The organism is Novosphingobium acidiphilum DSM 19966 (assembly GCF_000429005.1).
GTDB lineage: Bacteria > Pseudomonadota > Alphaproteobacteria > Sphingomonadales > Sphingomonadaceae > Novosphingobium > Novosphingobium acidiphilum.
Genome location: NZ_AUBA01000004.1, coordinates 211,683 through 224,643 on the forward strand (window position 1 = coordinate 211,683; position 12,961 = coordinate 224,643).

At 58.6% G+C, this 12,961-nt stretch carries 16 protein-coding genes and 1 tRNA gene; 13 read left to right on the top strand and 4 right to left on the bottom strand.

Translation table 11 applies throughout. The features are described from left to right. The first annotated feature begins 13 nt into the window (after nucleotides 1-13). The 9 genes from G404_RS0105200 (at nucleotide 14) to G404_RS20040 (ending at nucleotide 8,659) form a co-directional block, all read left to right on the top strand. A complete protein-coding gene (locus G404_RS0105200) occupies nucleotides 14-1,357 on the top strand; it encodes a glutamine synthetase family protein (RefSeq protein ID WP_028640139.1) in 1,344 nt (447 codons plus the stop codon). Between the two features lie 139 nt (nucleotides 1,358-1,496). Then, nucleotides 1,497-2,564 (top strand): polyamine ABC transporter substrate-binding protein, encoded by a 1,068-nt coding sequence (locus tag G404_RS0105205; protein ID WP_028640140.1) that lies wholly within the window; start codon nucleotides 1,497-1,499, stop codon nucleotides 2,562-2,564. Nucleotides 2,565-2,800: 236 nt separating this feature from the next. Continuing rightward, complete coding sequence (locus G404_RS0105210) at nucleotides 2,801-5,317, top strand: TonB-dependent receptor (protein ID WP_028640141.1); 2,517 nt, start codon at nucleotides 2,801-2,803, stop codon at nucleotides 5,315-5,317. Between the two features lie 93 nt (nucleotides 5,318-5,410). Beyond that, a tRNA-Met gene (locus G404_RS0105215) sits at nucleotides 5,411-5,487 on the top strand. 913 nt (nucleotides 5,488-6,400) lie between these two features. Further along, nucleotides 6,401-6,817 carry a (deoxy)nucleoside triphosphate pyrophosphohydrolase gene (locus tag G404_RS0105220; RefSeq protein WP_028640142.1) on the top strand — a complete coding sequence of 139 codons (417 nt, stop codon included), beginning with the start codon at nucleotides 6,401-6,403 and terminating at the stop codon, nucleotides 6,815-6,817. A gap of 2 nt (nucleotides 6,818-6,819) precedes the next feature. Then, nucleotides 6,820-7,746 (top strand): HNH endonuclease, encoded by a 927-nt coding sequence (locus G404_RS0105225; RefSeq protein ID WP_028640143.1) that lies wholly within the window; start codon nucleotides 6,820-6,822, stop codon nucleotides 7,744-7,746. 166 nt (nucleotides 7,747-7,912) lie between these two features. Next, complete coding sequence (locus tag G404_RS18185) at nucleotides 7,913-8,098, top strand: helix-turn-helix domain-containing protein (protein ID WP_051280226.1); 186 nt, start codon at nucleotides 7,913-7,915, stop codon at nucleotides 8,096-8,098. Nucleotides 8,099-8,130: 32 nt separating this feature from the next. Further along, complete coding sequence (locus tag G404_RS0105235; RefSeq protein WP_028640144.1) at nucleotides 8,131-8,406, top strand: BrnT family toxin; 276 nt, start codon at nucleotides 8,131-8,133, stop codon at nucleotides 8,404-8,406. Next, nucleotides 8,372-8,659: a helix-turn-helix domain-containing protein gene (locus tag G404_RS20040; RefSeq protein WP_084601044.1), complete on the top strand. Its 288-nt coding sequence runs from the start codon at nucleotides 8,372-8,374 to the stop codon at nucleotides 8,657-8,659. Before G404_RS0105235 ends, G404_RS20040 begins: the two co-directional genes overlap by 35 nt. Nucleotides 8,660-9,066: 407 nt before the next feature. On the opposite strand, the gene G404_RS0105240 is transcribed toward G404_RS20040, so the two are convergent. Together G404_RS0105240 and G404_RS0105245 are read right to left on the bottom strand one after the other, a co-directional pair. After that, nucleotides 9,067-9,969, bottom strand: a complete 903-nt coding sequence (locus G404_RS0105240) for a tyrosine-type recombinase/integrase (RefSeq protein ID WP_036520428.1) — start codon at nucleotides 9,967-9,969, stop codon at nucleotides 9,067-9,069. Between the two features lie 294 nt (nucleotides 9,970-10,263). Next, entirely contained in the window at nucleotides 10,264-10,665 is a 402-nt protein-coding gene (locus G404_RS0105245; RefSeq protein WP_028640146.1) for a ParB/Srx family N-terminal domain-containing protein, read from the bottom strand. Nucleotides 10,666-10,856: 191 nt separating this feature from the next. On the opposite strand from G404_RS0105245, the gene G404_RS0105250 reads away from it, so the two are divergent. From G404_RS0105250 to G404_RS0105265, 4 genes are all read left to right on the top strand, one after another. Continuing rightward, entirely contained in the window at nucleotides 10,857-11,117 is a 261-nt protein-coding gene (locus G404_RS0105250; RefSeq protein WP_028640147.1) for a hypothetical protein, read from the top strand. 87 nt (nucleotides 11,118-11,204) lie between these two features. Continuing rightward, entirely contained in the window at nucleotides 11,205-11,474 is a 270-nt protein-coding gene (locus G404_RS0105255; protein WP_245584398.1) for a type II toxin-antitoxin system ParD family antitoxin, read from the top strand. Further along, the gene (locus tag G404_RS0105260) at nucleotides 11,467-11,757 is read left to right on the top strand and encodes a type II toxin-antitoxin system RelE/ParE family toxin (protein WP_028640149.1); all 291 of its coding nucleotides are present in this window, start codon (nucleotides 11,467-11,469) and stop codon (nucleotides 11,755-11,757) included. Before G404_RS0105255 ends, G404_RS0105260 begins: the two co-directional genes overlap by 8 nt. 98 nt (nucleotides 11,758-11,855) lie before the next feature. Further along, nucleotides 11,856-12,131 (top strand): HU family DNA-binding protein, encoded by a 276-nt coding sequence (locus tag G404_RS0105265; RefSeq protein WP_028640150.1) that lies wholly within the window; start codon nucleotides 11,856-11,858, stop codon nucleotides 12,129-12,131. Nucleotides 12,132-12,215: 84 nt separating this feature from the next. Here the strand turns inward: G404_RS0105265 and G404_RS19770 are convergent, their stop codons facing one another. Continuing rightward, on the bottom strand, nucleotides 12,216-12,572 hold the full coding sequence (locus tag G404_RS19770) for a hypothetical protein (protein WP_156906205.1): 357 nt from the start codon (nucleotides 12,570-12,572) through the stop codon (nucleotides 12,216-12,218). 47 nt (nucleotides 12,573-12,619) lie between these two features. Continuing rightward, the gene (locus G404_RS0105275) at nucleotides 12,620-12,910 is read right to left on the bottom strand and encodes a hypothetical protein (RefSeq protein WP_028640151.1); all 291 of its coding nucleotides are present in this window, start codon (nucleotides 12,908-12,910) and stop codon (nucleotides 12,620-12,622) included. Nucleotides 12,911-12,961: the final 51 nt, after the last annotated feature.

Genomic DNA, 12,961 nt, shown 5'->3' on the forward strand with positions numbered 1-12,961 from the left:
GGACAAGCCCAAGATGACCGAAGTTTTTGCCGACTGGATCCGCAGCCGAGGGATCAGCGAAGTCGAATGCCTGGTGCCCGATATCAACGGGGTGGTGCGTGGCAAAGTGTTCCCCGCCGACAAGTTCATCTCGTCGGTCGGATCGATGAGCCTGCGCCTGCCTTCAAGCGTGTTTTCGGTGACGATCACCGGCAACTATGCCGATACCGATGCCGACGATTTCCTGTTTCGCGATCCCGACGTTTCGCTGCGGCCCGATATCCGCTCGATCTGCGTGGCGCCGGGGTTTCGCACGCCGACCGCATTTGTCGTGGCCGATGCATTGCACCGCGACGGCACGCCCTTCGAGATTGCCCCGCGCTATGTGCTGCAACGCGTGCTCGACAAATTTGCCGCGATCGGCTGGACGATCGTGGTCGCGCCAGAGCTTGAATTCTATCTGACCGAAATCAATTCCGACCCCGATCTGCCGATCGTGCCGCCGCGCGGCCGATCGGGCCGGGCGGAAAGCTCGCCCCAGCCCTATGGCCTTGAATCGGTGACCGAGTTTGAAGACATCATCGAGGAAATCTACGACAATTCGGAAATCGCCTCGCTGCAACTCGATACCATGATCCACGAAAGCGGCACCGCGCAGCTGGAAATCAATTTCAACCATGGCGAGCCGATCGCGCTGTGCGATCAGGTCACGATCTTCAAACGCATCGTGCGCCAGGTCGCGCTCAAACATGGCGTCTATGCCACTTTCATGGCCAAGCCGATGGAAACCCAGCCGGGCAGTGCCATGCACCTGCACATTTCGGCAGAGGATGCCGATGGCCGCAACCTGTTCGGGACAGAGGCCGGGATCACCCAGGAATTCCGCCATTTTGTGGGCGGCCTGCAACGTTATCTGCCCGAAATCGCACCGTTGTTTGCGCCCAATGTCAATTCGTTCCGCCGCATGCGCCCCGCACACAGCGCGCCGATCAATGTGCAATGGGGGCACGACAACCGCAGCTGCGGACTGCGCATTCCGACCTCTGCGCCGCAGAACACCCGCATCGAAAACCGACTGCCCGGTGCCGATGCCAATCCCTATATCGCCATCGCCGCCAGCCTGGCCGCAGGTTTCCTGGGCCTGCGCGACCGGATCGAGCCAATGCCATTGATGACGCACAACGCCTATCTCGAAGAACGCACCTTGCCGCGCACGCTCGATGGCGCGCTCAAGCAGATGATGGCGTGCGAACCCGTGGCCGAACTTTTGGGCGAAGGGTTCATCCGTGCGTTTTACGAGATCAAGCTGAACGAACTGTCGGCCTATGATGAAGTGATCAGCTCGTGGGAACGCGACCACTTGCTGCTCAAGGCCTAGGCGGCGTCGACGAATTCCGCAGCGCCGCAGGGGCCGGACCAAAAGCCGTGGTGCTGCGGAATTTGTCCACGCGGCGCAGGTGTGCTTTTACGGGGTGCCCGGCGATTCTGCCGCGCCCCGATCAAGGAACACCGACCCGATGAAGCAATCCCGGCGCAATTTTCTCAGCCAGGCCGGACTTGCCGGGATCGGGATCAGCTTTGCCGGCGCGCTTAGTGCCTGTTCGCGCCACAATGCTGCGCAGACGCTCAATCTGTACACCTGGGACACCTATATCGGCAAACACACGCTGCCCGATTTCGAAAAGGCGACGGGCAGCAAAGTCAATATCAGCCTGTTTGCCAACAACGATGAATTGTTTGCCAAGCTGCGCGACGGCAACCAGGGCTATGACATCATCGTACCGTCGAACGATTTTGTCGAACGGCTGCACCAGGCGGGATCGCTGATCGATCTCGATCATGCCAAAATCCCCAATCTGGCCAATATCGATGACAAGTTCCTCACTCCGCCGTTCGATCCCGGGCGCAAGGTATCGGTGCCCTATACCTGGATCGTGACCGGCATCGGCTATCGCAAGTCAAAGGTCGACGGTGTGCCCGACAGCTGGAAATGGGTGCTCGATTCCGATCGGTACAAGGGCCGCATCGGCCTGTTGGCCGAAGCCAGCGAACTGTTCGAAATCAGCGCCAAATACCTGGGCCTGCCCGCAAACACCGCCGATGCGGCGACAATTGCGCGGATCCAGGCAATGCTGCTGAAGCAGAAACCGAACGTGTCGGTGTTCCACGATGACAACGGGCAGGACCTGTTGCTGGCAGGCGATATCGATCTGGTGATCGAATACAACGGCGACATCGCGCAAGTAATGCGCGAAGACAAGGATCTGGATTTTGTCGTGCCGCGCGAAGGCGGCATCCTGGCCAGCGACAGCCTGTGCATTCCCAAGGGCGCGCCTAACCCTGACCTGGCCCATGCGTTCATCAATTTCGTGCTCGATGCGCACAACGGCGCGCATATTTCCGAAACGATCCGTTACCCCACGCCCAACAAGGCGGCACTGGCACTGATGCCGGCGGAATACCGCAACAATCCTGTGATCTTTCCACCTGCGGCGGTGCTCGCCCATTGCGAATATTCGCATTACCAGGGCCAGGCCATCCAGTCGGCCTATGAACAGGCGATGACGCGCGTGCGCGCGGGCTGACCGGTGGCGGGCCGCAGGGCGGGTGCGCAATTTTTGGCATGGCGTGCGTGACTTTTTCGACACACCCGACAAGCCGATCCAGAAGTTCTTAGAAGAGATTTGACAATCGGGGTGAAGCGGAGTGAATTCGGCGCATGAGAAATCTGTGATCCCTGCCGGGAAAACCTTGAAATAAGGCAGTTAGACCCGGCGCTTTTGGGATCGATGTCAAACCGGCCTAAGGGGGGCTAGCGTTGATGCACCGTAATTCCGACCGTCAGAACGCCACGACACTGCGCAAATGGCTGCTCGCCGCAACCAGCCTGACCGTGCTGGCCCCTGCCGGCGCCCATGCGCAAAGCGCCGCCCCTGCCGACCAGTCGGCCACCGCCGATACCAAGCCCGCCGGCCTGGGTGAAATCGTCGTGACCGCAACCCGCCGGTCGGAAAGCGTGCAGAAGGTTCCGATCAGCCTTCAGGCGCTGACCCCGGAAAAGCTGGAACAGCGCCAGGTCGTCAATTTTGCCGACTATGCCGCGCTGTTGCCCTCGGTCAGCTATGCGTCGTTGGGGCCCGGCCGTTCGGATCTGTATTTCCGCGGTATCTCGTTCGATTCCGAAGGTGCGGGCGATACCTCGCAGCGTTCGGTTGCGGGCATCTACCTCGACGAAATCCCGATGACCACCGCCGGCCGCATGCCCGAAGTGCACGTCTACGACATGCAGCGGGTCGAGGCCCTGTCGGGTCCGCAGGGCACGCTGTTCGGTTCATCCTCGCTGTCGGGCACCTTGCGCCTGATCACCAACAAGCCAAAGCTCGGCGTGCTGGAAGGCGGCTATGATGTCGAAGTGAACAAGTTCACCAAGGGCGGCAACAACACCGGCACGGTCGACGAAGGCTTCATCAACATTCCCGTGGCCAAGAACGTCGCGATCCGCATGATGGCCTATTACGACCATACCGGCGGCTATATCGACAATGTGCCCGCCACGCACACTTACCCGTTCTATTCGCCAAATGCAGACGGCGGATATGACCAGACCAGCACCTATACCATCAGCAACAGCAATTCGCTGCCGGCCCAGACGGTCAAGAACCTGGCCAAGCGCAATGCCAACCCGGTTGACGAATATGGCGGCCGCCTGTCGTTGCTGGCACAGTTCGGCGACTGGTCGTTCCTGCCGCAGGTGGTCTATCAGTACCTTGATGCCAAGGGGTCGTTCAACTTTGACCCCAAAGTGGGCGATCTTCAGGTTCACGACTTTGGCCCGACCGAAAACCGCGATGCCTGGATCCAGGCGGCGCTGACCATCAACGGCAAGATCGGCGATTTCGATCTGGTGTCGTCGACCGGCTATATGCATCGCCGGATCAAGAACTCGAACGATTATACCTATTACACCGTTGCCTATGACGTGCCGGGCAACACATCTGCGGTGTTCTTCCACGACAGGAACGGCAACCAGCTTGACCCGACGCAGGAATATTACGGCAACAACACCTTCACCAACTTCACCCAGGAAGTGCGCATTTCGGTGCCGAAATCCTGGCCCTTCTCGTTGACCGCGGGTGCTTTTTACCAGCACCAGAAAAAGGAAATCAACGAAGAGTATTCGATCGCGGGCTTTGGCCAGTCGGTCGACAATGCGATCATCAATCCAAACACCGGCCTGCTGCAAAGCCAGACACTGCGCGACGATGCGTTCTATCTGACCGAAAACAACAAGGTTTACACCGATTACGCGCTGTTTGCCGAAGGCACCTATCCGATCACCACCCAGCTGAAGCTGACCGCGGGGATCCGTCTGTTCCGGGCAAAGGATGCGGACAGCGGGTTTGACGGCACCGCAGCGGGCAGCGCCTTTCCCAACGGCTGTGCCACGCCGTTTACGGCCCCGCGCCTGCAGGCCTGCGACAATGTGACACCGCCCAGCCCGTACGACCAGAGCGGGGAAACGCACAAGGTTACGCTGACCTACCAGGCCGCGCCCAGCAAGATGATCTATGCCACCTATTCAACCGGCTTCCGCCCGGGCGGCAACAACACCATCGCCAAGAACAATCCCTACAAGGCCGACACGCTGTCGAACTTCGAATTGGGCGTAAAGACCAGCTGGGGCCCCAATTTCCGCATCAACGGTGCGGTTTATTACGAACAGTGGAAGGGCGTGCAGTATTTCATCGTGCCGATCGGGTTCAACGGCAACGGGCTGACGCTCAACGCCGGAAACGCGCGGGTCTATGGCGTGGAAAGCGATTTTGACTGGCACATCGGCAACCTGGCGCTGTCGGGATCGGGCGCCTACAACGATGCCGCGCTGTCGACCGATTTCTGCGGCCTGACATCACCTGGCAGCACGGTGCAATTTGCCAATTGCGCGGGCAACCCCAACGAAACCGCCGCCTACAAGGGCACCCGCCTGCCCCGCCAGCCCCGGTTCAAGGCGCAGATGCAGGCGCGCTATACCTATACGATTGCCGGGCTCGACGCATTTACCCAGCTTGCCGGCAACCACCAGTCTTCGTCGACCTCCAACCTCGACCAGACCAAGGACGCGCTGCTGGGCGATGTTCCGGGCTTTACCAGCGGCGATTTCTCGACCGGGGTCAGCAAGGACAAGTGGAGCCTGGAGTTCTTCATCGAAAACTTCACCGACACCCGTGGCCAGCTGTCGCGCAACACGTTCTGCGCCATCGAAGTCTGCGCCAATTCGACCCGCACCCTGCCCAGCAAGCCGCGTTTTGTCGGCCTGAAGTTCTCGAACAAGTTCTGACCTGACGGGCGGCGGACAACCGGCAAAAACCCGGTTGACCCCGCCGCCCCACCCGCTTATGTGCGCCACCTGCCCCACGCGGCAGCCCCTTGGGGCGGAGTAGCTCAGCTGGTTAGAGCAGCGGAATCATAATCCGCGTGTCGGGGGTTCGAGTCCCTCCTCCGCTACCAAATTCCACATGAAAACAAATGCTTATTCCTCCGGGAAAGCTATATCTGATTTGCACGGTTTATCGCACGGTTTTGGACTGTGCGATACGGTGCGGAACGGGCTTTGGCACGGTATTGAACGGCCGTGTGACACGACTGATCATCGTTGGGTTGAAATTTGCGCTTGCAGGGTCGTGCAGCGTGGGAGCGCTGGGTCGAGCGATTGCGCGCTGTTGAGCGTGCTGGGCGCTGTACTGGCTGGATTTGGGCTGGACGCGAATAGTCTGTTTAACCGACCGATGGCAGCCGCGAGGACGGCACTTGCCAAACGCACCACCCCACAATAGCCCATACCGAATTGGGTTAGGGACAGACTCGGATCATGCGGAGATTTGCAGCAGCGTTAGCATTGGTGGCAATGTCTGTGCCACCGCAGGCGATAGCAGCCGAGTGGATTTACGTAACAAGCAGCACAGCCGAGGAATCTATCTATTATGACAATGGGTCTATTAGAACAATATCTCCTGGTATAAAGAAATATTGGATGAAGCTTGTTGACAAAGATGGCATCGATTCTGTTGAATTATACTACACAAACTGCCGGTCGGGGACATCAAAAATCATTCAAAGCATCAAACATTACACTGACGGCCGCACTTACACTCAGAAGGTGAATAGTATTTGGCAAGATGATGCCCCAGACACCATTGGAAGCACGCTTAATAGTGTGATATGCCATAAGCGGTGATCGTGCACCAATGCCACCATCTGGCTTCGTGCATACCCCCTGAAGACCGACGCCTCTCTTGATAACTTATGGTTCAGTTCGTGCAAGGATGGTTCCCAAACGGTTGTGCGACACGACCATTCGCGATCGGCGGAACAGCAAGCCTGCCACTTATCGCGTCCTGCTGTTTGTAAAATTCCATCGACTATGAAATCAGCCACCGATGTAGCCGCCGCCATCATTCTGCGCCAGAATCGAGTTCTGGTGGCACGGCGGGCAACTGGGCAAAAAATGGCTGGGCTTTGGGAGTTTCCTGGAGGCAAAGTTGAACCAGGTGAATCGGCGCAATCGTGCATTGTTCGCGAGCTGCACGAGGAGCTGGCGATCACCGGTCATGCTGGCGCGGTTCTTACCACGAACCTTCATCACTATCCGGGTGGTGCGATCAACCTTATCGCTGTGCAGTTCGATATGGATGGCGACAGCTGGCAATTGTCGGTCCACGACAAAGTCGAATGGGTTGGCCTCAATGTGTTGCTCGGGATCGAGCTTGCACCAGCGGACGTTCCCATTGCAGAATATCTCTGCGCAACGTTGCTTCGCGCTGGAACCAACCCGGAGTGAACATGCGCTATTGGTGGGTCAATCAAAACCAAACCTTCAAACATGAGGTCCAAGGCGGATTTCTCTGGTCGCCCAAGCGGAGCAAGGGGGATCGGCGCAATCCCTTCTACGACACTATGATTGAGGTGCGGGCGGGCGATCTGGTGCTGTCCTTTTGCGATACACAGATCAAAGCCGTTGGCGTTGCGCAAGGATCAGCCGAATCCGCGACCAAACCCGCATTTGGTAACGTTGGCAATCAGTGGGACAATGAGGGATGGCTCGTCCTGGTTGAATTTACCGAAGTTGAAAGCCCAGTTAGGCCGAAAGACATCATCGATGATCTTCGCCCACATATGTCGGCCAAACACGCCCCCTTGCAGGCTAATGGAAATGGCAACCAGGGGGTCTATCTGGCTGAGGTCTCGGCGACGTTTGCCGAGATCATCCTAGCCAAAGTTGGTTTTTCGGTTGGTCCTGTCGCTGCAGAGCCCGATGAAAGTGTCAATGAGGTCGCTGACGAGGCTGCCCAGGAAGCGGTGCAAGGCCGCACTGACATTGGCCCAACCCAGAAGCAGCAATTGGTCCTCGCACGTCGCGGGCAAGGCGTGTTCAAGGCCAACGTGCGATTGAACGAGCAGCGGTGCCGTGTCACCGGCGTCATAGACCCGAAGTTTCTCATCGCGAGCCACATCAAACCTTGGCGGGTCAGCAACGACCAAGAAAAGCTCGATGGCTGCAATGGTCTTCTGCTCTCCCCTCATGTCGATCGCCTGTTCGATGGAGGCCTGATCAGCTTCGATGACGATGGAACGATCCGGCATTCAAGCCTGCTGCCGCCTGAGGTTTGGTCTGCATGGGGCTTGGATGCGGTCAAAGGCGTTGGCGGCTTCAATGCCGCTCAGTGCGCATTCTTGGAGTATCACCGCACCAAGATTTTCAAGGCATGATGCCGCGGTCGGGCCGGTGCTTCGCAGGTTGCGGAATGGTCGAGTTACACCACTGTTTGGGGTGGGGCTCAAATTTGCTCTGTGGGCCTGCTACAGCGTGGAGGCGCTGAGTTGAGCTAAGCTCGCCCTTGAAAGCCGCAATGTTGAGGCGATGCCTGCTGCGCGAGTGCGTGAAATCCGGCGTTCGCTGGCCAAGAGCACCAAAGATTTTGAACGCCGCTTTGGCATCCCGGCACGGACTGTCGAGGGATGGGAGCAAGGGCGCAAGATCGACGTGGCCCACCGAGTGCTGCTCACAGTGATCGCCAAATCGCCTGAGGTGGTTGAGGCTGCATTGGCTGAGGCTGGTTGACAAGGGTATGTAAATCACATACTTTATGTCTCATGGAAATCGAGTTCGACACCGACAAAGATGCAGCCAATATGGCCAAGCACGGCGTCTCACTCACCCACGGCGCTAAGGTTTTTGACGATGGCGACGTGCTGATTGTGCCAACGATCAGGGATGAGGATCGGGAGGATCGCTACAAGGCGATTGGGCTGATCGATGGCAAGCTGTGGACTGCCATCCATGTTTATCGGGGAAGCGCGGTTCGGTTTTTGTCGGTACGAAGGAGCAATCTCAATGAGCAAAGAATCTACGATAGCAGTTCCGGCTGATCCCGATGATGCCGAAGACCGGGCTGTCAGTGATGCTGGCCTTGAGCGGGCACTGATGGGCCGTCGCATTAGAAAACTGCGCAACAGCCTTGGGCTTTCGCAGGCCGAGTTTGCTGAGCGGTATTCGATCCCACTGGCCAACATTCGTCAGTATGAGATTGGTCGCACATTACCACCAGTGGCAGTGCGGGCCTATTTGCGCATCATCGAAGCCGAGCCACAGCATGTGGCCGATGTGTTGCAAGCTGCCTGATTGGCATGTCCGCCATCAGTCGTGGGACACGACCCTTGGCGATGGCGTCAAATCCGCGCTGCAACAGCCCGCACAGCGTTCAAGCCAGCGTCTCCGCAGCCATGCAGCGGGCCTGGCGCTTGGCTGCTGTAGGGCGCTGTAAACCCGCTGGCCAACCGGCCCAAAACCATTATCGCACGGTTTGTACGATCAAGTGCCTGAAATTAAACGGTAAAGTGGCACGGCATATCACACGGTTCAAAAATGGTGGGTTTAACCCATTGAAAATGAACGCAGCTTTTGACCAGCATTAGCATCATAATCCGCGTGTCGGGGGTTCGAGTCCCTCCTCCGCTACCATAAAAACAAGTACTTAGCTGCATGTTCGTCACTCCCTTAAGGGGCCGGTTTACAAACTTTGTAAACCGCTACGCGCTCAACCGTTCCACCATGGACACGACAACGCGCGCTTCATCGACATATCTGGCCCGAATTTCGCTGATCCTTTTGGCTGTCCAGCCAATGGTTCGAGCGATCTCATCATCGGTCAAACCGCGCATCGCGAGCCATGTGGCGTAAGTGCCGCGCAAGTCATGCATGGTCCGATCAAAGCCTTCGGGCTTGGCCTTCTGGAACACCGAACCAAGGCCACTTTCGGTCCATGGCTTACCCCGACTGTTGCGCAAAACTTCGCCCTCGCCGCGCCCGATGCTGTCGAGCAGCGATCGCAGGTCCGGCAAGATCGGGATGATCGCACGCCCCTTGCGCTTGCGGGTGGTCAGGATGATCGCCTTATCGCCAACGTCGTTCCACGTCAGCCGGACCAAATCGCCCAGACGAAGTCCGGTGAGGCTGGCGAGGCGCAAGGCGCGATCGAGATGATCTGTATAAAGGGAACGGCCGGCAGCGTCCTTGCTTGCCTGCATGGCCTCCCAGTGCCGTGTTTCCCAAACCTGGTCAGACTTGTTGACATGGTGGAGCTGGCGAATGCCTGCGGCGATATTGACGGAGACAAGCCCTTCCCCTTGCGCCCAACCCAGCACCGTCGCCATCGTCACGCTTGCCTTGTCGGCGCTGCGTGGTTGATCAGCCCAGGTGTTGCGCCAATCGATGATTTCAGTGCGCATCCGCTGGTCCTGGAACGCGTCGATCGGTGCCGAGCCAAATTTGGAACTGACCCGGTCCAGCCAGAGGCGATAATCGCGCTGGGTACTGTCGGCGAGACCTTTGAATTCCGGGCTGTTGCGGTAACGGTCAAGGATGTCGTCAAGCGTTTCAAGTTTGCTGCTCGAAGGTGCACGGGCGTGTTGAGCCTTGGAAATCAGGGCCATGTCTATGACTGGTTTTTCTCCAGGTACGCGGTGAATGCACGGCCCGCCGCGCCAGGCATACACGTACCATATCCGCCCCTGTGCCGTCCGCTTACTGACGAGGTGCAGACCGGTCACGATTCTGGCTTTGTGCTTTCCATGCATCGAATGCCGTTCCTGCCTGTTGTCCCGCAGGGGGTAAAAAAGTCACGCCATCCGCGCGTATGTCAACGCCGGCAGCGGAATGGCCGAGACTGGTCCACCATTCATAAGCTTGTTGGACCTCTGACAAAGGCACGAGGCGGCGTCGCGCGCTCATCCCCGTCTCACGCTCTTCACAGCGAAGATCGCGCCCAAAGCAGTCCTGTAGGCGCGGGCTTCGTCTGCCGGCGTCATCGCCTCGCGAATGAGGTTTTCTGCCAGGCTGATTTCGCGGGCGGCGGCGTCTTCGTCACCGCACAGCCGCACATCGACGGCGTGATCCTTCGGCAGGACACCGCGTTCGATCAGCAGGCCGATCGCGCGCCAGCGCCGGCCGCCGGCATGGACATCGAAAAGCGTCTTGCGGCCTTTCGCCGGACTGACGATCAGCGGCTGCAGCAGGCCGTGTTCGGCAATGCTGGCAGCAAGCGCCTCAAGGCCAGATTCGGCATTGAGCTTGCGGACATTGCTGTCGGACAGGCGCAGCTTGGCGTGTTGGATCGTGGTGGTCTGCATGAAGGGTCTCCCGGACCAGTTCCGAGGCCCGGATCATGCGAGACACTTTTGTCTCCCAGGGGGCCTCGACCCCCATTTCACCACTCTCCTCTCTGCATCCCCGCTCCCGCCAGAAGCTGCGCCGGCATAAGCGCGGGAAGCGAACATACCCGGTTGACCCCACACAGGCTTGGCGGGATAGGCTGCGGGTCATGGACTTCGATGACCAACTTCGCCGCTTTTTCGGGACTGACGACCTCGGCACCCTCACACCAGCTGCGCTTGCCGGCGGGGTGGAGCATATGCGCGTCGAGTTCGGACTGGAGAAGGACAAAGACCGGCGTTTCGCGATGTGGACGATCCTCTTCATGCTGGGTGAAGCGCCGGATCTCGATGTCGCGTTCAAGGATCCAGCGGACCGCGATGCGGCGCGCAATTTCATGGACTTGTTGGACAAGTCGACGAGCGGGTAGCCACGCGCGGTCGGGCTGACGCCCCCTTAACCTATGCGATGCGCACCTTGCAGACACCACCCAACTGGCCTAAACCGCACCAATAGTATGATCATCGGCATGGAGGCCGACATGGCTACGGTGCGCAAAACCATCACACTGACCGAACAACAGGATGCCTGGATCGCTGCGCAGATCGCCGCCGGTCATTATACCAACGACAGCGAAGCAATCCGCGACCTTATCCGGCGCGAACAGGAACGCAGTTTCGAAATCGAGACGATCCGGCAGGCCCTGATCGAAGGTGAGCAGAGCGGGGAGCCGGAATCTTTCGATTTCGCGGCGTTCAGGCAGCGCAAAACTGCGCAATATGGCTGAATTTCGGCTCAGCCCACGAGCCCAGCGCGACCTTGAGAGCATATTCGATTACACGGCGACGCAATGGGGCCTGCCCCAGGCGATCCGATATTCCGAATCTATCGAAGCCGCCTGCGCCGCTCTGGCACAAGCGCCGCCTCAATCACAGAACTGCGCGACAATCAGGCAGGGCTATCGGCGACGCAATGTCGAACAGCATGCCATCTACTTTCGCCAGACGGCCTACGGGATCGCAGTCATTCGCATTCTTCATCAGCGGATGGATCAGGTGAGGCACCTGTGACCTCAGCCCCGTCGGGTGGCTGCTGATTTCCTCGCGTGGATTTTCGCACGGTTTGCCGCTAGCAGTTTCACTTCCACGAACGACGGAAGTTGAAACCAATGAACAACAGTGACCTTGCCGATACGATTGCTGCGGCACACGGGCTGACCAAGGCCGATGCGCGCAAGCTGGTCGACGTTGTGTTTGCCGAGATTGCTGCAGCGGCAGCCAAGGGCGATGAGATCAGTTTGAACGGCTTTGGCAAGTTCAAGATCAAGGATACGCCGGCACGTGAGGGCCGCAATCCCTCGACCGGGGCGACCATCCAGATTGCGGCTTCCAAGAAGCTGACTTTCGCGCCCGCCAAGGCGGTGAAAGACAAGTTGAACGGATGATTCGGCTATAGCGCCCTGCCCAAAGGCGGGGCGCTGACCGACCCGCAGCCAGCCTGGAAATCCCGATTTCGCGGAGGAACGAAATCAATCTCGATTGACGCGGGCGCCCTTGAGGCTGCGAAATCGCTCGATCGCAGCAGCAACAAATCCCGGAGGCGAGCGGCCAAAGACGCTGGTCTGCTTGCCGGGCACGAGTCGAAGGTCATAACCAACCCAGGTAAAATCATTGGCCTCGGCGGCGAGGAGCCAGCTTTCATTCGGTCTTGGCAATCCCATGGCCCGGGCGACATCTTCAGGGATCTTGACCGTTGCCGAGGTCGAGAATTCACCCTTGGTGGTCACTGCCATCACGACTACCCTGCCTTCACCGGCTGCGATTACCAGGACAGGGCGTGCCTTGTTGCCTTCGCTCGATCCCTGAGCGGCGTCAGCTTTGAACAAGTAGACATAGTTGTGAACTTCGCCGAGCTTTGGGAACGGAAAGCGGTTTACTCCCGCCATTGGCCCGTTGCCACTTCGTCTGCTGACGGACCGAACCGGGTCAGGAAGCTGTCATCCTGTTCGCTCAACTCTTCGGCCGCGATGACACGCCTGTTGCCGTGCAGAACCTTGATCGCCTGCTCGGCCAGCGCGAAATAGTCCGGGCTGACGACATAGGCGTAGGGCCGCTTGCGCTTGGTAAGCGCGACCGGCCGTTGACGGCTCGTGTCGATAAAGCCACCTGGTTGGTGGTGGAACTCGGTGAGGCTCACCTCGACGGGTTCAGTGGGGCCGGCCATCTCATTCTCCTTAGAATTAGCATTATGGCTATTTTGCTGAAAATAGCAACA